The sequence below is a fragment of the Cyanobacterium sp. Dongsha4 genome (assembly GCF_036345015.1).
Taxonomy (GTDB): Bacteria; Cyanobacteriota; Cyanobacteriia; order Cyanobacteriales; family Cyanobacteriaceae; genus PCC-10605.
On sequence record NZ_CP084098.1, the window covers coordinates 228295 to 252703 of the forward strand.

Annotated in this window: 21 protein-coding genes and 2 pseudogenes; 6 read left to right on the forward strand and 17 right to left on the reverse strand. The window is 34.2% G+C overall.

What is annotated here, in order from left to right; translation table 11 throughout:
* Positions 1 to 116: 116 nt before the first annotated feature.
* The 3 genes from Dongsha4_RS01030 to Dongsha4_RS01040 form a co-directional block, all read right to left on the reverse strand.
* Positions 117 to 995 carry an IS982 family transposase gene (locus Dongsha4_RS01030; protein WP_217983190.1) on the reverse strand — a complete coding sequence of 293 codons (879 nt, stop codon included), beginning with the start codon at positions 993 to 995 and terminating at the stop codon, positions 117 to 119.
* Between the two features lie 200 nt (positions 996 to 1195).
* Positions 1196 to 1417: a hypothetical protein gene (locus Dongsha4_RS01035; protein ID WP_330203946.1), complete on the reverse strand. Its 222-nt coding sequence runs from the start codon at positions 1415 to 1417 to the stop codon at positions 1196 to 1198.
* Between the two features lie 162 nt (positions 1418 to 1579).
* Positions 1580 to 4207, reverse strand: a complete 2628-nt coding sequence (locus Dongsha4_RS01040; protein ID WP_330203947.1) for an AAA family ATPase — start codon at positions 4205 to 4207, stop codon at positions 1580 to 1582.
* A gap of 331 nt (positions 4208 to 4538) precedes the next feature.
* Between Dongsha4_RS01040 and Dongsha4_RS01045 the strand changes: the two genes are divergently transcribed.
* From Dongsha4_RS01045 to Dongsha4_RS01060, 4 genes are all read left to right on the forward strand, one after another.
* The gene (locus tag Dongsha4_RS01045; protein ID WP_330203948.1) at positions 4539 to 5822 is read left to right on the forward strand and encodes a pitrilysin family protein; all 1284 of its coding nucleotides are present in this window, start codon (positions 4539 to 4541) and stop codon (positions 5820 to 5822) included.
* Between the two features lie 70 nt (positions 5823 to 5892).
* Positions 5893 to 7755, forward strand: coding sequence for a precorrin-3B C(17)-methyltransferase (gene cobJ, locus Dongsha4_RS01050; RefSeq protein WP_330203949.1), 1863 nt, complete (start codon positions 5893 to 5895; stop codon positions 7753 to 7755).
* Positions 7756 to 8015: 260 nt separating this feature from the next.
* Positions 8016 to 8987, forward strand: a complete 972-nt coding sequence (locus Dongsha4_RS01055) for an SDR family oxidoreductase (RefSeq protein ID WP_330203950.1) — start codon at positions 8016 to 8018, stop codon at positions 8985 to 8987.
* Between the two features lie 177 nt (positions 8988 to 9164).
* Entirely contained in the window at positions 9165 to 10424 is a 1260-nt protein-coding gene (locus Dongsha4_RS01060; protein ID WP_330203951.1) for a SufS family cysteine desulfurase, read from the forward strand.
* Between the two features lie 153 nt (positions 10425 to 10577).
* On the opposite strand, the gene murD is transcribed toward Dongsha4_RS01060, so the two are convergent.
* From murD to Dongsha4_RS01085, 5 genes are all read right to left on the reverse strand, one after another.
* Positions 10578 to 11951, reverse strand: a complete 1374-nt coding sequence (gene murD / locus Dongsha4_RS01065) for a UDP-N-acetylmuramoyl-L-alanine--D-glutamate ligase (RefSeq protein WP_330203952.1) — start codon at positions 11949 to 11951, stop codon at positions 10578 to 10580.
* A 63-nt stretch (positions 11952 to 12014) separates the two neighbouring features.
* Complete coding sequence (locus Dongsha4_RS01070; RefSeq protein ID WP_330203953.1) at positions 12015 to 12560, reverse strand: RDD family protein; 546 nt, start codon at positions 12558 to 12560, stop codon at positions 12015 to 12017.
* Between the two features lie 197 nt (positions 12561 to 12757).
* Complete coding sequence (locus Dongsha4_RS01075; protein ID WP_330203954.1) at positions 12758 to 13213, reverse strand: ATP-dependent zinc protease family protein; 456 nt, start codon at positions 13211 to 13213, stop codon at positions 12758 to 12760.
* A gap of 154 nt (positions 13214 to 13367) precedes the next feature.
* Positions 13368 to 13865, reverse strand: coding sequence for an NYN domain-containing protein (locus Dongsha4_RS01080; protein ID WP_041922677.1), 498 nt, complete (start codon positions 13863 to 13865; stop codon positions 13368 to 13370).
* Positions 13866 to 14449: 584 nt separating this feature from the next.
* Positions 14450 to 15283, reverse strand: a complete 834-nt coding sequence (locus tag Dongsha4_RS01085; protein ID WP_330203955.1) for a sulfurtransferase — start codon at positions 15281 to 15283, stop codon at positions 14450 to 14452.
* A gap of 367 nt (positions 15284 to 15650) precedes the next feature.
* Here Dongsha4_RS01085 and Dongsha4_RS01090 point away from each other — a divergent pair, with 367 nt between their 5' ends.
* Positions 15651 to 16082, forward strand: a complete 432-nt coding sequence (locus Dongsha4_RS01090) for a hypothetical protein (RefSeq protein ID WP_330203956.1) — start codon at positions 15651 to 15653, stop codon at positions 16080 to 16082.
* Positions 16083 to 16109: 27 nt separating this feature from the next.
* Here Dongsha4_RS01090 and Dongsha4_RS01095 read toward each other — a convergent pair whose 3' ends face one another.
* The 8 genes and pseudogenes from Dongsha4_RS01095 to Dongsha4_RS01130 all read right to left on the reverse strand — a co-directional run.
* Positions 16110 to 17135, reverse strand: coding sequence for an ABC transporter permease (locus Dongsha4_RS01095; protein WP_330203957.1), 1026 nt, complete (start codon positions 17133 to 17135; stop codon positions 16110 to 16112).
* A 36-nt stretch (positions 17136 to 17171) separates the two neighbouring features.
* Positions 17172 to 17417: a DUF7219 family protein gene (locus Dongsha4_RS01100; protein WP_330203958.1), complete on the reverse strand. Its 246-nt coding sequence runs from the start codon at positions 17415 to 17417 to the stop codon at positions 17172 to 17174.
* A 409-nt stretch (positions 17418 to 17826) separates the two neighbouring features.
* Complete coding sequence (locus Dongsha4_RS01105; RefSeq protein ID WP_330203959.1) at positions 17827 to 18819, reverse strand: pentapeptide repeat-containing protein; 993 nt, start codon at positions 18817 to 18819, stop codon at positions 17827 to 17829.
* 87 nt (positions 18820 to 18906) lie between these two features.
* Positions 18907 to 20094 (reverse strand): hypothetical protein, encoded by a 1188-nt coding sequence (locus Dongsha4_RS01110; RefSeq protein WP_330203960.1) that lies wholly within the window; start codon positions 20092 to 20094, stop codon positions 18907 to 18909.
* A gap of 178 nt (positions 20095 to 20272) precedes the next feature.
* Positions 20273 to 20743 carry an MEKHLA domain-containing protein gene (locus Dongsha4_RS01115; RefSeq protein ID WP_330203961.1) on the reverse strand — a complete coding sequence of 157 codons (471 nt, stop codon included), beginning with the start codon at positions 20741 to 20743 and terminating at the stop codon, positions 20273 to 20275.
* 51 nt (positions 20744 to 20794) lie between these two features.
* On the reverse strand, positions 20795 to 21922 hold the full coding sequence (locus tag Dongsha4_RS01120) for a histidinol-phosphate transaminase (RefSeq protein WP_330203962.1): 1128 nt from the start codon (positions 21920 to 21922) through the stop codon (positions 20795 to 20797).
* 177 nt (positions 21923 to 22099) lie between these two features.
* Positions 22100 to 23008, reverse strand: a complete 909-nt coding sequence (gene glyQ / locus Dongsha4_RS01125; RefSeq protein WP_330203963.1) for a glycine--tRNA ligase subunit alpha — start codon at positions 23006 to 23008, stop codon at positions 22100 to 22102.
* A gap of 121 nt (positions 23009 to 23129) precedes the next feature.
* Positions 23130 to 23312, reverse strand: a pseudogene (locus Dongsha4_RS01130) (transposase); the annotation flags it as partial.
* Between the two features lie 102 nt (positions 23313 to 23414).
* Here Dongsha4_RS01130 and Dongsha4_RS01135 point away from each other — a divergent pair.
* Positions 23415 to 24145, forward strand: a protein-coding gene (locus tag Dongsha4_RS01135) for an IS1 family transposase (protein WP_330203964.1) whose coding sequence is annotated in 2 segments (ribosomal slippage) — positions 23415 to 23745 and positions 23745 to 24145 — 732 coding nt in all. Because the reading frame shifts where the segments join, the coding sequence is not laid out codon by codon here.
* Between the two features lie 8 nt (positions 24146 to 24153).
* Here the strand turns inward: Dongsha4_RS01135 and Dongsha4_RS01140 are convergent.
* A pseudogene (locus Dongsha4_RS01140) lies at positions 24154 to 24387 on the reverse strand (transposase family protein); the annotation flags it as partial.
* Positions 24388 to 24409 lie beyond the last annotated feature (22 nt).

Consider the following 24409-nt stretch of genomic DNA (forward strand, 5'->3'; position numbering starts at 1 on the left):
TATGTAGATTTTGTCTATTGATAAAATTTTTTAGCTTCTTCTAGGGCGTGTCTGCAAATTATCAAATTAAGCTGTTGTATGTTTGGTGCTATACAATTACTTAACCTGAGTTTTGGTTAAGCAGATTGAGGTAAAATCCATTCTAAGGAAAGGTGGGGCTTTTTTGGTTGATGACAATATGCGATTAACCCACATAATATATTGACACAGAAATTTATTGGTGAACGATGACGAGAATGTTCTATTTGTGATATGTTTTTGAGCTGATCATTGATTGTTTCGACAATCGCTCGTTTCCGAGATAAAAGTTTGTCATGAAGTCTCATTAATTTGTTCTTCATATTGCGTCTGGGTTTAGCAAAAAACTCAATACCAAAATCTTTCAGTAGCTTTGTGGCTAATTTTTGTGAGACATAACCTCTATCACCAAAAACTTTTCCCCAAAGCTCTTTTAAAAGATCGACTACAGGTTTACGGTCATCGACATTACCTGGGGTTAAACTCATATTCACAATTTCCCCCAGTTCATTGACTACCAGATGGAGTTTAAAACCAAAAAACCAATCCACAGAGGTTTTGCCTCTTTGAGCTAAATTTTTAAATACTTTATGTTGGCGAATACGGCGATTATGACAAACTTGGATCTTAGTAGAATCAATAAAACTAATTCCGGTACAGTTACCAAAACAGTGCTTGAGGTAAACACACAAGGGAATAATCGTTGATGGAATCCATTGGACAAAACGTTGATAACTGGGAAGTTTGGGAAAAGCAGAAGTCCAATATTGTTGAACGTGATTAAGATAAAAATGTTTGAAATTACGGTAATGATTTTGGTGAAAAGCAATGAGAATAGTCATAATTTCACTTAAACAGAGACTTTTAGTACGAACACGTTGGACAGCACCATGAGAGATAAGTTTTTGTTGCCATTGAGGCTCAAATTGTTGGCAGAAATCATCGACATGACAAAATAAATAATCTAAATTAAACATAGGGCAGTAGTTAGTTGATGGTTTGTTATATTCAGCTTACTATCTGCCTGTTTTCTTATCCAAAACTGAGGTTACTTAGATTTTGAAATATGAAAAAGTCTTTGATAATTAGTGTAATATCTACGCTAATTAAAATTGCCCATGCTTTTAGGCCCTTCATTACTGTAGAAGTTACGCTAACCAGTTTTTTTTGATAAAGTTTAGGGCGTGTCTGCAAAATCAGCAACTTGTATCAAGGGAAATCCAATTTCATATAATCCGTTATCTCTTTCCATTAAGAAATGATATTGATGTTGTAAATCTTCATCATCGGCTAATTTGAGAAAAGGGCGATTTTTACTTTTTAAGGTGATAATAGACTCGGATTTAAACGAGTGAATTTTATTGTCTAAATAATCAGCAATACTGGAATAATAAAACATTGTAGTGAATAGTTAATAGTTAATAGTTAATAGTTAATAATGATTAGTAAATTTGGAAGAATTAAATTTCCTTAGTCGCTTTAGCCGACTTTTGCTATTAGCCTCGTCAATTTATTGCGAGGCGGTTTATTGCTTTAAATCATTACCCTACAAACAAATAACCTAATCGTTAATTGTTTCCTGATAAACCATCCCCTTCCATTGAAACTGCCCGTATTGCCCATTTCGTGCCACCTCAAAAGCCTGTTTTAAAGACTCATCCCCCAATTCATCGATGATTCTTTTCAACTCGTCTAACTGGGGTTTAACATTGCTATCCTCTACCATCAAACCCCTTAACTTCGGTAATAATTTTTGTCCAAATTGATCTGCGATCGCGCAGCGCCACGGAGTGATCGCGCTTTTTCTGATATTATCGTCTTGTAGAGCATTAGGATAGTTTACCACATATTTTGCGATCGCCTGATAAACTCGGTGAGCAAAAGGTCTTCCCAAAGCCTCCATAATGTGATTAACTCGATTAACATAGTCCTTAACACTATCTAAAACACTGCTACCATCTTGGGGTTGTTGACACCAACTGTTAAAAGTTTCCCAAGATAAATATTCTTCGGGAATCTCTACCTTCTGCTTAACTCCCCTTAACTTCAATTCGGGAGGTTTGCCAAAAGTCAATACATTTGCCCTATCTAATACCTTATCCGAGAGAGATTGAGTAGTTTCGTCTTCATTCATTGTGCCAACAAATAAAAATTGTTCAGGAATTTTAACCCATTTTTCTTCTGTGGGTAACTTTAAACTACCTGCTTCAATTTCTAAAAAAGTATCCTTATTTCTTCTACTTTCTAATTTAGATAAAAAGTCACTAAAATAATATTCGACTCTTGCCAAATTCATCTCATCTAGCAAAACTAAAACCATGCGATTTTTTAAGTCATTTTGCCTTTTATGTTGATAGAGATAACGCATTAACTCAGTAGGTTTATATTTCTTTTCAATATAGTTAAAAAACCCTTGTAAATCTTGGGGAGAATCCCAACGGGGTTGCACTGGTAACATCACCAAAGGCGCACCAATAAACTCACAATAGGCTTGGGGTAACTCACTTTTTCCCGTGCCACTAATTCCTGCTAAAATAACTAAAGCTGAAATATCTTGCACCTTTAAAGAGGTATGAAAGGCATTAATCACTCTGTCAGAAAAAGTCAAGCCTTTTGCTTTTAAATAAACCTTAAATTCTGTTAAAAAGTCAGACTCATTGGCAAAATATCTCATCTGTTTTGCTTTTACTTCTACGGGAATCTTTAAGGCTTGGAAAGCATAGTCAACACTATTTTTTATCTCCTCTAAGTCTTCTTTTAGTCTTTTAATTTCCTCTTGCAATTCTCTAGTTATAGCTTCTTTTCTTTTTATCTCTACTTCTCTTAAATGAATCTCATTTTCTAGCAGTTGTTTTTCTGTATCTAAAGATTGTATTTTGCGTTTTAAAGCACTTAAACTATCTCTTTTGATTCTAAATTTTGCATCTAATTCATCTAATTCTCTCCTTAATAAATCAACTTGTTGAGCCTTCGTTTCAATAGTTTGAATTTCTTGTAAAATTCTATCTCTTTCTGATTGTAAACGAGGAATTTCTAATGCTAAAGTTTCCTGTTGATTTTCTAAAGTTTCGTATTCATTTTTTAAGGCATCATAGCTACTTCTAAAAATTTCTAATTCACCAATTTGTTGATTGAGATTTTCTAGCTTATCGTTTAAGTTTGCTAATTCATTTTGTTTTTGCTCAAATTCTTCTTTTATGTTATTTAACTTTATTTCATATTTTTCGTTTTCATTAATATTATCTTGAATTATCTCTTTTTGATGATTGAGATTATTAATGTCATCTAAGATTTGATTTTGCTTATTTTCTAAAATGCTATATTCTTCTTTCAAAGCATTATAATTTATATTAAATGTTTCTAATTCTTCTCTTTTTCGCTTCAGATTTTCTATTTGATTATTTAATTCTTCTAGTTGATAGTTTTTATGTTCAAATTCTTCTTGAACATTATTTAATCTCACTTTATATTTTTCCTGTTGATTAATTTTGTCTTGAATAACTGTTTTAGTGTTATTAAGAATCTCAATATTTTCTAATATGTCATTCTTTTCATTTTCCAATATTGTATATTTTTCTTTTAAACCCTCATAATTAATTTTAGTAATTTCTAAATTCTCTTTACTTTTCTTTAATTTATCTATAGTTTTCATTAAATCATTTAATTTTGCTTGTTTTTGTAAAAACTGGCTTGATACAACAGATAAATTATCTTTTTGGTTTTCTCTCTCTTTTATTTGCTCTTTTATAGTGTTTAATTCTGCTGTCAATTCATTAATTTCTGTTTTTAATGCTTTATTTTTTTCTATCCTTATTTCTAATTCTTCTAAATTAAAATTTTCTTGTTTAATAGCAATAATTCTTCTTTCTAAATCTTGTTTTTCTTCCTCCAAATTGCTAATTTTTGTTATCAACAATTCTTGCTGTTGCTGTAAATAGTCTAATTCACCATTAATTTTTAACGCCTTTTGTAATCTATTCTTTTCAGCTTCTAAAGTTTCTATTTCTTGAATTGCTATACTGCGACGACTATTAACTAAAGCAGTCGAAGCATAACCCCCCATTGTTGCGGTTGTTAAACCCATAAAAGTTTGTAAAGCATTTCCTCCCGTAACGTTAATAATACCTGCCACTAAAACACCTGTCACTGCGGGTAAAGATTGAGAAATAAACTGAGGTGATTTTTTCATAGATTTAATCTTCGTCATATCTTATATAAGTAATCTTAATATCGAATATTAAAGAGGGTAAACGTCTTTATGATTTTTAACATCTCATTCTTGTTAGACATTGGCACAATAATAAAGATGTTCTAATTAGGTTGATTATTTTCCTCTCCTATTACTTATCAGTGTCGATTTTCGTTTTTATGCAGTTTTCTGTCACAAAATCCCACAGTAAAATACCCAACCTTCTTTGGGGAAAAGAAATTGATTTGTAGAAAAAGTTAAGAGAGAATTAACAAATAAAACTACAATGATGGTGATAGATATTTAAGTTGACGCAATTTAGTTGTAATCAGTGACACAAACTCAAAAGTATATTCACAAAACGATATTAAGTAATGGTATTACCCTAGTGGTAACAGAAAATCCAACCACAGATATTATTGCAGGAAAAATTTTTTGTCGTCAGGCAGGTAGTTTATGGGAAGCCAAACATCAGGCTGGATTATTTCATCTTTTAGCTAGTGTCATGGCTAAGGGCACTCGGAATTTATCTTCTTTGGAAATTGCGGAGAAGGTAGAGTATATTGGAGCGGCACTAGGCACGGATACTTCTAGTGATTATTTTTTAGTCAGTATGAAGACTATTACAGAGGATTTTCCTGAAATTATGGCTTTAGCCTCTGAAATTCTCCGTTTTCCTTCTTTTCCTCTGGATGAGATTGCTCTGGAAAAGAATATTACAATACAAAATATTTTGTCTCAGAAAGAACAACCTTTTAATGTGGCTTTTTCCCAATTACGTCAGATGATTTATGGGCAACATCCCTATGGTTTTTCTCTTTTGGGAACAGAAGAAACGGTAGCAAATTTGACTCAGGAGGATTTAAGATTTTATCATCAACAACATTTTAGACCAGATCGTTTAGTTATCAGTCTAGCAGGAAATATTGACTTAAATAGTGCGGTGGAGGTTGTGGAAAAAGTTTTTGGTGATTGGTTTCCCCCTGAAGATGCCCTTATCAAGATTGATTCCCTTGAGCAAAGAGAGTTATTATCACCCAAGGCTCTATCACTTCGTGGCGCTGCGCGATCGCATCATATCTTCCAAGACACTCAACAGTCTATTATTATGATGGGTTATCTTGTGCCAGAAATGACACACCCCGATTATCCCGTGTTAAAGTTATTAACTACTTACTTAGGAAACGGGCTTTCTAGCCGTTTGTTTGTGGAGTTAAGGGAAAAAAGGGGTTTAGCTTATGATGTTTCGGCTTTTTATCCTACTAGGGTTGATAAATCTCAATTTGTAGTCTATATGGGTACTGCTCCTCACAATGCAGACATTGCTCAAGAAGGCTTATACAATGAAGTTCAAAGATTGAGAGAAAATCCCCTCACCACAGAAGAAATCCAAACGGCAAAAAACAAACTATTGGGGCAATATGCTTTAAGTAAACAAACCAATGGAGAGTTTGCCCAAGTTTTTGGTTGGTATGAAACTTTAGGCTTAGGGATTGAATATGACAGTATTTTCCCTCAAAAAATTAGTAGTGTAACCATTGAAGATATACAAAGAGTCGCTCAAGAATATTTACAAGATCAATTTTTGTGTGTTTCTAAAGTAGGTCCTAAATAATTAGGAGATTAGGTTGTTAGGGTATTGGGAAGAAATTAACTATTGATTATTCATAATTAACTATTTATAGATGAAACATATTTTCGCTGACTATTATCCGCTTCACTTTATAACAACTTCACCAGAAAAAATCGAACAATTAGAATATTTAAAGAAAGTAACTCAAGGATTTTTATGGCTACCAAAAAAGATACATAATCAAAATTTATCAGCTAATTTTTATGATTCCTCTTTAAGAGAACATTTAGTAAATATTTGGTCGAATAGTAAATGTATTGTTTTTTGTTTAACATTGGGTGCTGTTACTCGTTTAATTGCTCCTTTATTAACTAATAAAAAAACTGATCCTGCTATTATCGTAATTGATCCAGCTTTTGAATATGTTATTTGTTTAACAGGAGAACATCAACACCAAGGTGATAAATTAACAGAATTATTGGCAGAATTATTATCTGCAAAAGCAATTATAACCAGTGCTTCTTCCAATCTTAATTTACCTGCGATCGATTCTTTTGGTTATACTTTTGGTTGGGAAAAAGGGGAAGGAGATTGGACAAAAGTTAGTGCGAATATTACTCATAATAAGCCTACTTTAATTAAACAAGAATCGGGATTAAATTGGTGGTATCAAAATCTGCCCATAAATCATCCTTTTACTTTTACAAAAACAGAAAAAAAAGCTCAAGCAATGGTTTATATTGGAGTTAACAAAGCCCCAAAAGTTGATATTCCCGTTGTCAGTTGGCATCCAAGAGGGCTATGGGTTGGCATTGGGTGTGAAAGAGATACTTCCCCCATACTCATTGAAAACGCTGTTAACTCTATTTTGGCTCAATATAATTTAGCAAGAAATGCGATCGCATCTTTAGCTACTATTAATCTGAAAGCTGATGAAGTAGGTATTTTAGAGTTAGCCCAAAAATGGCAATTACCGTTAAAAACCTTTACATCCGAGGAATTAAATTTAGTTGATGTACCTAATCCTTCTAGTATTGTCGAGCATGAAGTAGGAACAAAAAGCGTGGCGGAGGCTTCTGCTTTAAAAGCGGCTTCTATGTCAAATTTACCTGAAAATAATTCATTACCTAGCCTCATCGCCCCAAAACAAATTTTTAAACAAGAGGGCTTAAAAGGTGCAGTAACAGTGGCTATTGCTCTTTCCAATTTAGAGTATAATCCTCGTCAGGGTAAATTATATCTCATTGGCACAGGACCAGGTGCGATCGAATATCTCACTACGGCGGCAAAAACAGCCCTCAGAGATGCTGAAATTATTATCGGCTATGGTTTATATATTGATTTAATCAAACCTCTGTTGCACCCCTCACAAATTATTGAAACTTCAAATATTACTCAAGAAAAACAAAGAGCAGAAAGAGCGATCTCCTTATCTCAATGGGGGTTAAAGGTAGCGGTAATTTCTTCAGGAGATTGCGGAATTTACGGCATGGCGGGGTTGGTTTTAGAAATTTTGGCAAATCAAAACTGGGATGGAAAACAGACCCCTGTACAGGTCTTTTCTGGCATAACCGCAATGCAGAGCGTGGCGGCAAAAATTGGATCGCCCTTGATGCACGACTTTTGTGCCATTAGTTTAAGTGACTTACTTACTCCTTGGGATGTGATTGAAAAACGTCTTCACGCCGCCGCTACAGGAGATTTTATCACCGCTATTTATAATCCTCGCTCTCAAACTCGTCAACAGCAAATTATCACTGCCCAAAATATATTTTTACAATATCGCTCAGGGAATACCCCAGTTGCGATCGCACGTTCAGTAACAAGAGAAGATGAAAGTATAATTCTGACAACCCTAGAGGAAATGTTAAACCATCCTATTGATATGTTAACGACAGTGTTAATTGGGAATAGTAGTACAAAAAGATACCATGACTTATTGATTACTCCCAGAGGATATTTAGGGCAAAGTTAAAAGGGCAAAGTTAAAAGGGCAAGGGGCAAAGGTAAATAGTGTTGGGGTGAATAATTAAAAACTCCGAACACTCCGTTCACGACTAAAAGAAGTGTACGAGCGTAGCGAATTCTCCGAACTCCGAACTCCGAACTCCGAACCCCGAACTCATCACTTGTTTCCCCTTAATACCCTAATACCCCAATCTTCCAACACCCTGACACCTCTTTCTGATAAAATCTTAATGAAATTTAAAAATATGTAAATAAAATTAATAATCAATGAAAATATTAGTAATTGGAGCAACAGGGACTTTAGGCAGACAAATAGTCCGTCATGCTATAGATCAAGATTATTCTGTGCGTTGTTTAGTGAGAAATCGTGGCAAAGCCGGATTTTTAAAGGAATGGGGGGCAGAATTAGTTAAAGGGGATATATGTGAATTTAAGAGCATTGAGTCAGCATTAGAAGGGGTTGATGCGGTAATTGATGCGTCAACAGCAAGGGCTACTGATTCTTTAACTATCAGACAAGTTGATTGGGAAGGAAAAGTAAATTTAATTCAAGCCTGTGCCAAAGCAAATATTAAGCGTTATATCTTTTTCTCTTTGCTAAACGCTGAGAAATTTGAAGATGTACCATTAATGAATATTAAGCACTGTACAGAGTTATTTTTACAAGAATCTGGATTAGACTACACTATTTTTAAAATAGGTGGCTTTATGCAAGGTTTAATTGGTCAATATGGTATTCCTATCCTTGATAATCAGCCTGTGTGGGTAAGCGGAGAAAATACTCCCATTGCTTATATGAATACTCAAGACATGGCGAAATTTGTCGTTAAAGCCCTAGAAAATCCTGAAACAGTCAAAAAAACTTATCCATTAGTAGGTAGTCGTGCTTGGACTGGGGATGAGATAATTCAATTATGTGAACGTTTATCAGGAAAAACCGCTAAAATTTCCCGTATTCCTCTTGGCTTACTCCGTTTTCTACGGGGCTTTACTCGTTGGTTTAAGTGGACAAGAAATGCCTCTGATAGATTAGCTTTTGCTGAGGTTTTAGCCAGTGGTATTGCCTTAGATGCTCCTATGGATGAGGTTTATGAAACCTTTAAAATTGACCCTCAAGAAATTACTACTTTGGAGGCTTATTTACAAGAATACTTCGATCGCATCATGAAGAAAATTCGAGAAATCGATTATGAAAAAAGCAAAATGAAAAAACGGAAGAAAAATAGCTTTTTCAAATAATGTCTTGATTTAACTTTATTCAGGGTATTAGGGAATGGGAAATAGTTGATACAATTGAAGTTGTTATAATGAACACAACCCACAATAGTCAATTATCTATCTTAACAATAGAAACTATATATAATTGTCAATATTTATTATAATTACTAATTATTAATTCCTCATTGCTAGTTAACTATGACTCTTACTTATAAAAAAACTATCGCCGATGAAGTTCGTCAAGACTTCCCTATTCTCCATCAAAAAATTCACGATAAACCCTTAATTTACTTTGATAATGCCGCAACATCTCAAAAACCGAGAGCGGTAATAGAAGCCTTAAGACATTACTATGAGTATGATAATGCCAATGTCCATCGTGGAGCACATACTCTAAGTGCAAGGGCAACAGATGCCTATGAAGGTGCAAGAGATAAGATAGCTAAGTTTATTAATGCTAAGAGTCGCAATGAAATTGTCTATACTCGGAATGCTAGTGAAGCAATTAATTTAGTTGCCTATAGTTGGGGTTTAGCACATCTCAAAGCAGGAGATGAGATTATTTTATCGGTCATGGAACACCATAGTAATATTGTTCCTTGGCAAATTATCGCTCAAAAAACAGGTGCAATTCTCAAGTTTGTGGAGTTAACCCCTTCCCAAGAATTTGATTTTAATCATTATCAGTCACTGCTTTCAGAAAAAACCAAATTAGTTTCCCTTGTTCATGTTTCCAACACATTGGGTTGCATCAATCCCGTAACCGAAATTATTACATCCGCCAGAGAAAAAGGGGCAAAAATACTTATTGATGCTTGTCAGAGTTTACCCCATTTACCCATTGACGTTCAAGGAATGGACTGTGATTGGTTAGTTGGTTCTGGACATAAAATGTGTGCTACTACTGGTATTGGGTTTTTATACGGCAAAGAGGAATTATTAGAAGCAATGCCTCCCTTCCTCGGTGGTGGCGAAATGATTGCAGATGTATTTTTAGATCATTTTACCTGCGGTGAATTACCCCATAAATTTGAGGCTGGAACTCCCGCTATCGGAGAAGCGATCGCATTTGGCACTGCAATTGATTACTTGAGCAATATTGGCATGGAAAATATCCATCAATACGAAGAAGAATTAACAGCTTACTTATTTCAACAATTAAATGAAATTCCTAATCTCACCATTTACGGTAATCAACCCACCACTGAAGGTAAAGGGAGAGCCGCTTTAGCCGCATTCAATGTCAAAGATATTCACGGTAGTGATTTATCAACACTATTAGATCATGAAGGTATTGCAATCCGTTCAGGTCATCATTGTACTCAACCTTTACACCGTTATTTAAACATTTCTGGTAGTGCAAGGGCAAGTCTTTATTTTTACAACACCTTTGCAGAAATAGACGCTTTTATCGTTGCCTTAAAAGAAACTATTGATTTCTTCACCCAAATGAATTAATTAGTGGGGAAAAATGTTAAAACAACTCCCTAGCCCTATAGGAGAGTGGTTAGGGGTGAGAGCAAAAGGTTTTGAAGAGAAAATATTTTTTTATGGGAAAGGGAGACGGAGTCTCCCCTAATTGACAATTGACAATTGACAGTTGACAATTTATTAGTTGTCTTTCTGGCTTAGATCATAGCATATCTGACGGAAGTTTTCACCTCTTTGCTCAAAGTTCTGATACTGGTCAAAACTAGCACAGGCGGGAGATAGTAAAACAACTTTTGCTTTTAAGCTAGAAGCTAATTCCCTTCCTCTTTTAACTGCATTTTCCATTGTTTCTACTATTTCATATTGTCCGAAGCCAGAAGCCTCAAATCGCTCGGCAAAGAAAGAAGCCGCTTCTCCAATGAGTAAAACAGAAACACATTTTTCTTTAATAGTATTTATCCATGCGGTATCATCTCCTTCTTTTGCTTCTCCTCCTGCAATCAAAATCGTGGGGGAGGCGACAGAATCTAAACCTACTTGAGCCGCATCATAATTGGTAGCTTTACTATCGTTTATATAAGCTACTCCATCTATATTGGTAATTAATTCGAGGCGGTGAGGCACTCCTGTAAATGACGAAATAGTATCTGCGATCGCTTTTTTGCTAACACCTGCTAATCTAGCGGCGGCAGTAGCCATTAATAAATTTTGTAAATTATGTTTTCCCACCATCTTAAACAGAGACACAGGGGCAATTAACTCCTTAAAAGCCACAATCCATGAATCTTCCAGATAAACACCCTTTTCTATATCGCCCAATAAATATTCTTTTCCTCTTACACTTGTCCAATAAACATTTTTCCAATCTAAATCTAAACCAAAATTATGTAGATAAGGATCATCCCCATTGAGAATTTTTAGGTGAGATCTCTGTAATAAACTCGCCTTAATACGATGGTAGTTTTCTAAAGTTTTATGTCTGGCTAAATGGTCTGGAGTAAAGGTTGTCCAAATACCAATTCTAGGAGATAAATCCATAGAAGATTCTATTTGATAACTACTAATTTCAGCTACCACCCATTCAAGGGGATTATCTAAAGACTCTAATGCTAAATCACAAGCGGCATAGCCAATATTTCCACAAGCTGAGGTTTTTATACCCCCCATTTTTAACATCGCTTCTACTAACGCTGTTGTGGTAGTTTTTCCATTTGTCCCAGTAATACCAATCCAAGGAGTTTTAGATAAATATTGCCATGCTAACTCCATTTCACCAATGGTTTTTATTCCTTTTCTCCTCGCTTCCTCTAAAATGGGTATATCCCAAGGCACTCCGGGGCTAACGACAATTAAATCAGGACTTTGAACATTATTTAAAGGTAAATTTTCTCCTAATTTAACAACTATATTTTCCTTGGCTAAATCATTTTTTATTGCTTCTAAAGATGGAGAATTAGAACTATCATAAATTGTTAATTCTTCATCGTTTTTTTTTAGAATTTTAGCGGCGGCAATACCTGACTTTCCCAGTCCAATAATATAAACTTTACCCATTTATTTATTTTTTTGATAATGAATCTATTAATAGGGGATAGCATCTTGATTGTAACTGTTTTTCTATTTTTTTCTCTTTTTTCGCCAAGTTTCCTTTGCTTCTTTAAAAAGTTTTTTCAGTCTTAAATCTAAGGAGAATCCCCTACGAGTCTGAATAATTATCGTATCACAGAGGCGATCGTGAAAAGCCTGATTATATTCATCATCAGAAAAAATTGTTAAACCATCCACAATAATAGGGGTTAATAATAAAACCATTAGCAAAGAGTCTTTAAAGTTAATTTTTAAGCCAATCATGGCAGTAAAAGCAATTAGGGCAATGACTCCTTCTCTTTTTGACATTGATACCATAGAAGGTAGCCTTTTTCTGCGTATATCGGCTATTTTTAAATCCATTGTCCAACGCCCTAAACTTTGTCCCTTATTAATTTGTACAATTATCACCCTGAATATAAACCAAAGAATTACAAATATTACAAGCTCAAGGAAAATATTAGTCACAAGGGAAGAAAAAATCCAGACTATAATAAAATCAATCAGGAAAGCATAAGCTCTACGTTCAAAGGGTGCTTTTGGAACTCTACGAAATTGATTTTCTTCGCTATACATGGGTAGTTAAATAAATAATGGGCTTGATTAAAAGATTTGGGTATTGGGGAGAAACGAGTTCGGTGTTCGGGGTTCAGAGTTAGGAGTTATTAATTATCAACTATTTACCTTTGCCCCTTGCCCCTTGCCCTTTCTTTGCCTCTTACCCTTTGATTGCTAATTTCTAGTTTAAATTGATCTGAGCTAATGAAATTCAATTATTTTTTCTTAATTTTATTTAAAAAAGAATGACCTGCATCCACTAAGAAACGTTTGCGAATAGCTTCCCTTCCTAAAAGCATCCGAAAACCCATAACATCTCGATTTGTCAGGGTTAATTCAATATCCCAATTATAATCCCCCAACTGAACGGAGGTAATAATTACAGGTCTAACAGTGGCATGACCTCCAGAACTCGTTACCTTACGATATTCTAATAAGGGAGCTATACAACTAACTGTAGTATGTGTTTCCCTTTGAATGGGATGTACTTGAAATTTTATCAATGTGCAATCGCGCTCTTGATATGGGTGTATATGATAAGCGTGTAGTGCTGATGTTCTTGCACCAGTATCAATTTTCGCCTTGATTTTTTCCACTCCTAATTCGGGTAGTGATAAGTATTCTCTCCAACCAATTAAAGGTAAGTTTTTATGGTGGGAATGATCATTCATAATCAATAGTCAATAAATGTCTGTTCAAAATATTCAAGGGAAACAAGTAATGAGAAAGAGGTTTCAGGTGTTAGGTTTCGGGTTTAAGGTGTTTTTAGTTTTAATTACCTTTGTCCCTAGCTCCTAGCCCCTTGATTACTAATTACTAATTCTCCTAATAGTCTTTTTTCTCTATACAATTTCTGATCTCATTAAGATCTATATATCTATCTGTTGCGTTACGCAACTCTCTAGCAATCATACCATCAGTAGAAACCACTGTTATATGAGTATTTTTAGAGCGTAAAAGTTCGATCGCTCTTTCAAAATCACCATCTCCACTAAATAATACAACACGATCGTACTGATCTACAGTATTGAACATATCCACCACTATTTCAATGTCTAAATTCGCTTTCTGGGAAAATCTACCTGAACTATCATCATAATATTCCTTAAGAATTTTTGTTCTTACGGTATAACCTAAGCTAATTAAAGCATCTCGAAAACCCCTTTGATCTTGAGAGTCTTTTAAGCCTGTGTACCAAAAAGCATTGATTAACATGAAACCAGACTCTTCCGAAAAATAGTCAATAACTTTACGAGGATCAAAAAACCAGCCATTTTTTTGTTGTGCATAAAACATATTATTACCATCAACAAAAATAGAAATTCTATCTCTTAAACGATGAGGATTTACATGGCTATTGTGAGTATGATTTTCATAGTAATTATGATTTATTTCCGTACTATTAGTAATAATATTAGTAGAATTTACTTGGTAATTAGGGTTATATTCTGGACGGGGAATTAGTTGAGGTTTAGGGTGTTCTTTTTCTGTAAGATTTTCCTCTTCTAAATCCGTTGTATCCTCAAAATCTAGGTGATTTTCTATGTATTTTCCTTCTAGGTTTAAATTATCATTATTTATGTCAAAGTTGTGCATATAAATAACATTTATTTAATAATATAAAAATAAGAATATAGTTATAAATATTTTCATGTAAGTGACACGATATACAAGCCTGAGAATTTCAGACAAGGTATAAAACAATTTTTTCAATTAATAAAAATATTTAGTTTTTATGGCAAAAACATCACAAATGTTAGTAGCAAAATATACAGTTTACTTAATAAATTAAATCAAAATAATTTGATAATAATTTTTAGGAATAATAGAAACATTCAATAATAATATAAGTTTTAAAATATAATAATTTTCCTGTAGTTTAAGCAATTTAACTTAAATAAAATAATTTAGCGAAAGTGTTCAGGATAGGAACACCAATCACTCCATCCTCCTGCATACAATTTGCTTTGAGAAATGTTAATTTTAAATAGAGCTAGTAGATTGACACAAGCAGTAACACCAGAACCGCAATACACGATTATTTCTGGATATTCAAGATAAGAAGACCACAGAGAGGTTAATTCTTCCTCAGATTTGAGAAAGCTATCATCTGTTGTCATTTCTTGCCAAAAAATATTTTTAGCACTGGGAATACTACCTGCGATCGGATCTATGGGTTCATGTTCTCCTCGATAGCGATCGCCTGATCTAGCATCGATAATAATAGTAGAGTCAGAATTAAGACGAGATTTTACATAATCTTTATCTACCAGCCAATCAGAACGAATTTCGGGTAAAAATGAGCCTCTAACTCTATCAGGAATCTTATTACTGACTGGATAACCTAGTTTTTGCCACTCCTGCCATCCTCCATCAAGAATAAAGATGCGACAGTGACCTAAATAACGTAAAAGCCACCATAAACGAGCAGAAAAGGCAAAACGAAGATCATCATAAACAATGATGGTAGTTTCCCCCTTAATAATGCCAATTTCCTCTAATTTTGAGGTGAAAACATCTATTTTGGGTAAAGGATGACGACCGCCATGACTTTGAACAACGTCTGACAAATCTTGGTTTAAATCCAGATAATAAGCATTTTCTATATGGCTTTTTTGATACTCTTGATAACCCCAGTGGCTATCAGCAAGACGAAAACGACAATCGATGATCTTGAGATCTGACCGTCCGAGGTTGTCTTTGAGCCATTGTGCCGAAACAGTTACCTGAGTGGAACTCATGGAATGTACTAATAATTAATAAGATAAAGTTCAATTTAGTGTTAATAAAAAATTATAGGATAAGAATAAATATATAAGTATAAGTTTAACCTTAGTTAGGGACTAATGGCTAATATATACACATACTAATGAATTTTAACAGTTTTGACACTGATGACTTTTGAACCTCTGAACAGACAACATTTGTAGGATGTGGGTGATATAAATAATTAGGAGTTGCTGAAAAAATGCTTTGGTGGGGGTAGGAGTTAGAAGTCAGAAATCACCGAGTCAGAAGAAATACAGATGAGGATTCCTAACTTATCTCAAAGATATTGAATCAACTATAATGGGAGTGAAAAGAACAAAATCTGTTGGGGGAAAAACAATGAAGAAATTATCTAATTTACTATGGTTTTCAGGACTTCTAGGGCTTGTGACATTGGGTTTAGACGCAACTATGAGCGAAAGTTTGGCTCAAATTAGAGGGGAAGATTCCGATCGCTTCTTTCGTCAAGGCAACGAAATGATGGAAGAACAAATCAGAGAAATACAAAGAGAAAGTGTCAGACAACAACAGGAAGAAAAAGCTCAAATGGGCGACATGAATGAATTAGATGTAGATGACATCGATATAGACAATCCCGAAAATATGGACGGATTTGAGGAAGATAGAGACGAAAAAGAAACAGAATTAGATTCAGAAATGGAAATGAAACAACCTTCAGGAGTTGAATTCAAAGAGGTAGAAGATAATCCAGAAGGTTTAGATGATAATGTACCTGAGTCCCCAGAGGATGAGGTGGAAGTCAAAATGTAGCTTGAGTTAATTATCTATTGAGACTGGTTAGTAGCGAATCCTTGGATCAATCAAAGCATTGACAATATCGATAATAATACTAGCAAAAACAACTATAATTCCAAAAAACACCATAATACCTTGTACAGTGGGGTAATCCCTCAAGGAAATAGCCTCATATAAACGATTGCCAAGCCCAGGCCAAGAAAAGGTGACTTCGGTTAAAACCGCCCCCCCTAATAAAGCCGCAAAAGTTAAGCCCATAACGGTTATAACAGGAATTAAAGCATTTTTTAAGGCGTGGGAAAAAAGTATTTTTCTCTCTTGGATTCCCCTCGCCCTTGCCGCTTCCACATATTCAGCTTGTAGAGTTTTTTTCAGATTAACTCGCACTATACGCTCAAAAATACCACTCAATAGTATTCCCAGAGTAAAACAGGGTAAAACTAAGTAGTAAATAGAAATGCTAAATTGATGACCGTTAAAAGACAGTAAACTATCAACGGTATATAAACCAGTAATTTTGTTCGGAGTCTCTAAGCCAATGGGGAAACGAGTGCCTAAAGGAAACCATCTTAACTGCACTGCAAAAATTAATTGCATGATCATCCCTACCCAAAATAAAGGTAGAGAATAAGTGATAATTCCGAATAATCTACCCCCTAAATCCCAAATGGTATTGGGACGTAATGAAGAAATAATCCCTACAGTCATACCAACTGCGATCGCAACTAAGATTCCAAAAAAAGCTAATTCCACCGTAGCAGGAAAATATTGTTGGATAACCTGCCAAACACTTTCCCCCCGACTGGTGAGAGAAGAGCCTAAATCAAAGCTCAACACCTGCCCTAAATATTTAAAATACTGTACCCATAAAGGAGCATTTAAGCCTAATTCTTCTCTTAGTGCCTCCTTTGCCGCTTCGGGGGCTCTAGTACCTAAAATAGCATCAGTGGGATCACCAGGTGTGGCTCTCAATAACAAAAAAACAATTGTAACAATCGTCCATAACATTAAAGGAGCTAACAGCAGACGAGCGACAATATAATACTGTAAAGATGAAGAGCGAGACATAGATTTGAGTAAAGATTACAGTGGGGTAATTATAATCTATTTTTGATCATTAATACCCAAATTTTTGATACTTTTACGCAAATTTTGCCATAGTTCTTTAATTTGGCGATATGCTTCTTGAGGGGCTATTTTACCATTAGTTTCTAAATTACAAATGTAACTTACTTTTTGAGCAAATTCTTGTAAATTAGAATTAAACATTAAATTTTCAGGCGTAAAATCCCCTCTATAACTACTTTGAGGAAATAAAAACTTTTCCTTATCTCTTTTGTTTTCATCCATGACAATCTTTTTTTCTTTATTTTAAATTAACAATAAACTGATAATTCCGTTTCATTTTATCTTAATATTAACTATTTCGAGATTTTAGGTTAGGAAGTGATCAAAAGAAGAAAATTAATAAATTATAACTGAGTTTGGAGTTCAGAGAGTTCGCTGGGATCATGTACCCCCTTCGGTCATGAACGGAGTTAAAACTAAGATATATTGATAAAAATAATAGATAAATTGATTTTACATCTTTTTTTTCTAAGTTTAATAGTTTTCACCGATACAAAGAGAGTTAATAATCGCTGTCAATGCCTTAATCCACAAGGTTTTTCACATCACACTCAGGTAAGTATAAATATATTTTTTGTAAACTCTTGAACCTGAAACCTGAAACTTTATTCTAAATTATCTCACACGGAAATTAATGATAAACCTGTCCATCAGGCATAATCGCACCTTGTAAATTAACTCCCGTCAAGTTAGCACTACTTAAATCAGCACCAATTAAATTTGCATTGGTCAAATCTGCTGAAGTTAAATTAGTACGAGCAAAAAATACTTCCATCAAAGAAGCATTGCGCATAACCGCACCGTATAAATTGGCACGAGTTAAATCACCCCGATTGAGACGAGCAAAACTTAAGTTTGCCTGAAGAAGATTCGCACGGGTAAATTTGACATCTGGCATTGTGGCACTTTCTAAATTTGCCATACTTAAGTCTGCATCTACTAATTTAGTTCGTTCTAGTTTAGCATTAGAAAGATTTGCTCCGATTAACTTTGCTCCCATAAATTCGGCTTCTGTTAAAAAAGCCCCTTTTAGGTTGGCTTGGGTTAAATCTGCGTTAGTTAAATCTGCTCCCCTTAAGTTAACTTCGACTAAGTTAGCTCCCACTAAACTTGCGTTTCTTAAATCAACTCCTCGAAGGTCTGAGTTTTTTAGGTCTGCTTTGTCTAAGTTTACCCCTCTTAGGTTTGTTGGTTCGGAACGTTTTTCTCTCCTCATATTTGCCGATCTTAAACAAGCCCCTTTGAGATTAGCATTGCTTAAATTGGCGTAGCGTAAGTCGGCTTCAAATAAATTGGCATCCAGTAAGTTAGCCAAGGTCAATTCTATTCCTCTTAAATCTGCTTTTTGTAAAATTGCCCCATGTAATTCCGCCCTATGTAAATTAGCACCCATTAAGTTAGCTTGATTAAGGTTTGTGCCACTAAAATTTGCTTCCACTAAATTGGCTCTACTTAAGTCGGCACGATTAAGAAAGGCAAAGGTAAAATTCGTTTTTTGTAAGTTTGCTTCTCGGAGAATAATACCAATCAAATCACTATTTGTGAGATCTATCCCTGCTAACATTGCACCTGTAAAGTTATGTTCTCCTGATGTGTAACGCTCAATAAATTGGTTAATTTCCATAATTTTCCAATAAATAATATCTCTTTATTTTTTGTTGCTGATTTCTGATGTACTTTTTTAAAATTGAGTTTGATTGACTTGATTTCTCTATTTTTTATAGAAGTGTTTAATACATTCTACTAAGGCAGTAGCGGCTTGGATATTTTCTTCCACCTCTAAACCTTCAATATGAGCATTAGCTATTTCTAATAAATTGTGTTCTACTAATTTTAAATCCTTGCCATACTGTTGAAAGAGTTTGATTAGTAGATCGTCAAGGTTACAGGTACGGACAATTGACCAGTGTTGCTCATAGGGATCTATTTGATAAACAGTATAGAATAAAACTATTTTAGCCCTGAGAGGGTTGGTATATTGCATGATGTCTTGTTTTAGGTCAAAGAGGCTATCAACTTTTAACCAAGGCAAAACTTGTCCTTCAGGAATGGCGCTGGGTTCAACATCTGTACCTTGTTTGATGGATAAACTTTCTTCTTCTTTGGTGGGAGTTGGAGTTTCTTCCACTGATTCGATCATGGATTGACGCTGTTCGATCGCAATTTGAGTTTCTTTGGAAATATCGGGAGATTGATTGTGTTTTTTGGCTCTAATCAATTTAGTATCTTCATCTTCATTGCCTTGCTCTCTTATTTCTGCGGGTTCGTGTTTATAGAGATAAGTTAATTCCCCAATAATGGTATCAGCGATAAAAGAATAAAAGTTCTGACGATTGATACTAGCAACAATTTTATCAAGGGCTTTTCTCAGTCTTTTGGCATTGGGATACAGTTCATATAATTCTAGGAGTAATTCTCTTAAATCGTACATTTCAATGACGTTGATGTCATTTTCCCAATATTGCTTACAAGCGGCAAAGATTAATTTTTTTATTCGGGGCGATTCTTCATGATATTCTATGTTTTCACAGATGCGATCGATTAACTCTGGTTCTAGCTCATTCCCTTGAGATTCTGAGGCGTTAGATACTGTTTGAGCATCTTCTGTATATAACTTTGACATTCTCTTATATACATACTGAGCAATTTTTACATAGACTCCCTTACGATTAAGAGTATTAACCGCTTGATAAAGTAATGCTTTGAGATCTTCTATGGTAGGATTACTTTCGTATAATACTTCTAGCAACGATTCAAAAGAATAGTTATTGACGATTGAAAAATCTGACTCCCAGTATCTTTGACTTACGTAAAAAATTAATTTTTTTGCCCTTTTTGCTTCTGGTAAACGACTTAAATCATCGGCAATACTCGCAATTATGTCTGACGATGCGATCATAGAACTTCGTCTGGGATAATTTATTTTAACACTTTGAAATTATAACTAATACCGTTAATCCTAGCACAGTATGCTTTAATTATAACCTCTATTGTTCTCAAGAATATCGTTTTAGGAGTTCGGGGTTCTGAGTTAAAATTTATTAGTTATTAATTGTTCACTGTTCACTATCAACTATTTACTCTAATTTTTGCCAGTGAGAAAAAGTGGCCGCTTGACCGCAATATTCATCTCTATTATCAAATAAGTTCCAAAGAGTAATATTTTGTATCAAATATCTTTTACCTGTACTAGAGATTCTTATACCTCCATAGTTAGTAATGTAGCCTTTTAAGTTAGCTTCTTTGAGTAGTGCTTCTCTTTCTTCTCTTGAGATGGGTTCTGTGGTATTTCGAGAGGGAGTTTGTATTAATTGTTCCCAATTCATTTCCCATAAATCTAGGGCTTTTTGATTTCCATAATTATAAATGGGATCAGCTTTATTGTTATGGGATAAAACCACGAAATTAGCGTTATATAAGTTTTTAGAGTCTATTAATAAGTCCTTATTTCTTTCTATTAATTCTTTATTTAAAAGACGTTTATAACTATTTAAAATTATTTGTGTCCAAGATATTATTTCTGGTGTTTCCCAAATTTGATTATTCATTATTTATATTTTGTTTTAGAAAAAAAGTTAATGTGAATATTGAAACTCTCTTTATTTATTGAATAACGATTGAATTGTGGAAAGTAAATAGTCATTTTCTTCGGGTGTGCCAATGGAAATTCTTAAACCCCCTCCTGTATGTCTAATGAAAATATTTTTTTCTTTTAATTGATTAAGAATATTTTGATGATTTTCATAATTGCTATTTTCCCCTAAACGGCAATAGATAAAATTGGCATCGCTACGCCAAATTTTTAGATTTTTTATCTTATTTAGTTCCAGAAAAACTCTCTCTTTTTCCTTTATGGTTTCTTCCATCGCCAGTAAAATTAATTGACGATTTTCCATGGCGAATTGAGCCGCTAATTGAGAAAAAGTTGGTAAGTTATAAGGTAGTCTTAATTTCTCTAATACATTGATAATAGCAGAAGATGCGATCGCATATCCAACTCGATGGGCGGCTAAACGAAAGGCTTTAGAAAATGTCCTTAATACTAACCAATTAGGATAGTTTTTTAATTCAGTGGCGAGGGTTTTTTGACTAAATTCATAATATGCCTCATCAATAACAACTAAAATATCAGAGGGCAAACTTTTCAACCATGCAATCTCTGAATCATTTAAGCAATTGGCAGTGGGGGAATTAGGATGAACCACAAAAATAACTTTTATGGGAGGATTATTCGTTTCTCTAATCGCCTGATTTGCCTTATCTATATCCCATGAAAAATCTATCTCATTTCTCTCAATAGAAATAGTATTTATTCCCAAACTTTCCGCAAGAATTTTATACATGGAAAAGGTAGGATTAGCTACTAAAATAGAACCCTGATTATTCAAACAAGTAGCCATTAAAATTGAGCGAATTAACTCATCTGAACCATTACCTATAGAGATATTATTAACATTAAATAAACCTTCTTTGTTTATAGATTCATTTATATAGTTAACAATCAAATCTTTCAACACAGAGTGACTACCATCAGGATAACGATTAGTTTCTATTTCTTGTTCATAAAAATTAGCTAATTTTATTCTTAATTCTGAGGGTAAATTATAAGGGCTTTCATTTGCATCTAAACGGGTTAATTGTTTCTGATTATCACTAATAGGAGTGGGGATATAAGCAGATAATTTTAATAAATCTTCTCTAATAAAACTAGGAATGAAATCTGTCATTTTTCTCTTGAAGCTAATATAATAAATGTATTTTACAGATATAAAATCTACTAAATAATTAATTTTAGATAATAATATTAAAAACTATTTTATCTATTTTTTTATCAAAATCTCTAGGTTTTAACTCCTAAATCATAACCCAGAATTGTGAACTCCGAACTCTAAACTCAGGTATAATTAACTATTTATTAATTGTTTTTCTTCGGTTTTTACCTGTTTATTTAAAGGGAAATTTAATGATTCTCTTTGAGCTAAATATTGTTCTGCTACTTGACGGGCTAAGTGTCTAATTCTTCCAATATAGCGAGTTCTTTCCGCTACTGCAATCACCCCTCTAGCATCTAATAAGTTAAAGCAGTGGGAGCATTTTAAGACATAATCAAGACTAGGTAAAACTAAGTTTTTCTCAATTAATTGTTTTGCTTCTTCCTCGTATAAAGTAAATAATTGGAATAGTAAATCTGGGTTAGAGGCTTCAAAATTATAAGTACATTGCTCGATTTCTCCTTGCAGGAAAATATCTCCGTATTTAATCTCATTATTCCACTGAATATCATAGATGCTATCCACATCCTGAAGATACATGGCTAGTCTCTCTAAACCGTAAGTAATTTCAATGGAAACGGGTTTACAGTCAATCCCCCCACACTGTTGAAAGTAGGTAAATTGAGTAATTTCCATGCCGTCTAACCACACTTCCCAACCCACACCCCAAGCACCGAGAGTAGGTGATTCCCAGTTATCCTCCACGAAGCGAATATCATGATCTTCTGGGTGTATTCCCAATGCTTTCAATGAGTCTAAATAGATTTCTTGGATATTGTCAGGGGATGGTTTAATTAATACTTGGTATTGATAATAATGTTGTACACGGTTAGGATTTTCCCCGTAACGTCCGTCAGTGGGTCTTCTACAAGGTTCTATATATGCTACTGACCAAGGCTCAGGTCCGATCGCGCGTAAAAATGTATTATGACTCATAGTACCTGCCCCCTTCTCCGTGTCGTAGGGTTGAGCTATAAGACAATTTCTTTCACTCCAAAATTGGTTAAGAGTAGCAACAATATCTTGAAAATTAATAGTCATGAATTAAGCAGATGTTATGTCTAGGTTTACTATAGAAGTTGAGGAAAAGGCAAAGGCGATTGAGTTCAAATAAGCGGTTTTACTCTCTATTAATTATAGCGATTGCAGGGCAAACGGATACTCAAGCAGACAAAATCTTAAGTAAATAATCGTTATCCCATCCAGCCTTAAGTCGTTTTGCCTTTTTACCTCGAGAGCAACTCTTTTCCTTATTCAACAAATTTAAAGCAATATGTCTAATAACTGCCATGTTTTCACTACCCTGACTTTTTCTGATTTGACTCTCATCCTCTCTAAACCCTACACGTTTCATATTTTTCCTTGATAATTTCTTGATAGTTATTTTTGAGAGTATCAATTAAGTAATGTGATGATATAGACTGATCCTAATCATCATTAATTAACCATGTCTCATCAATGCCCTCGATGTCATAATACTAAAATCATCAAAAACGGTTTTGGTTTTGCTCGTGGTCAACAAAGGTTTAAATGTAAGCACTGTAACTATCAGTTCACTACTGATAAGATCGAGCGAGGTAAACCTATGTGGATGAAACTAGAAACAGTAATTCTGTATTGCAGTGGAATGTCTATGAATTCGATCGCAAAGCTTCTCAATGTTTCTGCTCAGACTATTTTAAATTGGATTAGAGCTTTGGCACTAGAAAATTATGAAAAGCCTGAACCCTGCGAAGCGGTGGTTGTGGAACTAGATGAACTTTGGCATTTTATAGAGTCAAAAAAAACAAGTTATGGATCTGGAAAGCTTATGACCGTAACACTAACAGACTTATCGACCGGGAATTGGGAAACCGTGATAGTGAAACCCTCAAAAAACTTTTAATTAGATTACTAAAATGGGATGTAACAGTCTATTGTACTGATGATTGGAAGCCGTACCAAGAGTTATTATCTCAACATCCAGATGCTGATCATGTGATTACAAAAAGCGAAACTATAGCCATAGAAAGAAACAATTCGGATAATCGTCATTGGTTTGCTCCCTTTCATAGAAAAACAAAAGTAGTATCAAAATCAAAAGAAATGGTGGATTTAACAATGGGACTATTTGCAAAATTTAGAGAAAATGGAACGATCAATTCATTAATAAATCAAAGATTAACATTACTTAGTTGAAGCTCTCAACGAGCGATAGTATCATGAGAAGGAATACCATTGGGCAGTTCAAGAAAACTTTCGAGCCAAGATTGTTTACTTTTACCATATTCTTCAATTTCTACCCAAGAGTCTGCTCCACAAATTACCGCCAGAATTGTTAATGCTACAATGTCAACTAATTTATGTTCAATTAAGTAACTGGTTCGTGGATCTTCAATATTTTCAAAATGTTTCCACCGGTATGATTTCTCAGAAATCACGGCTATTAATTCCCTCTATAAT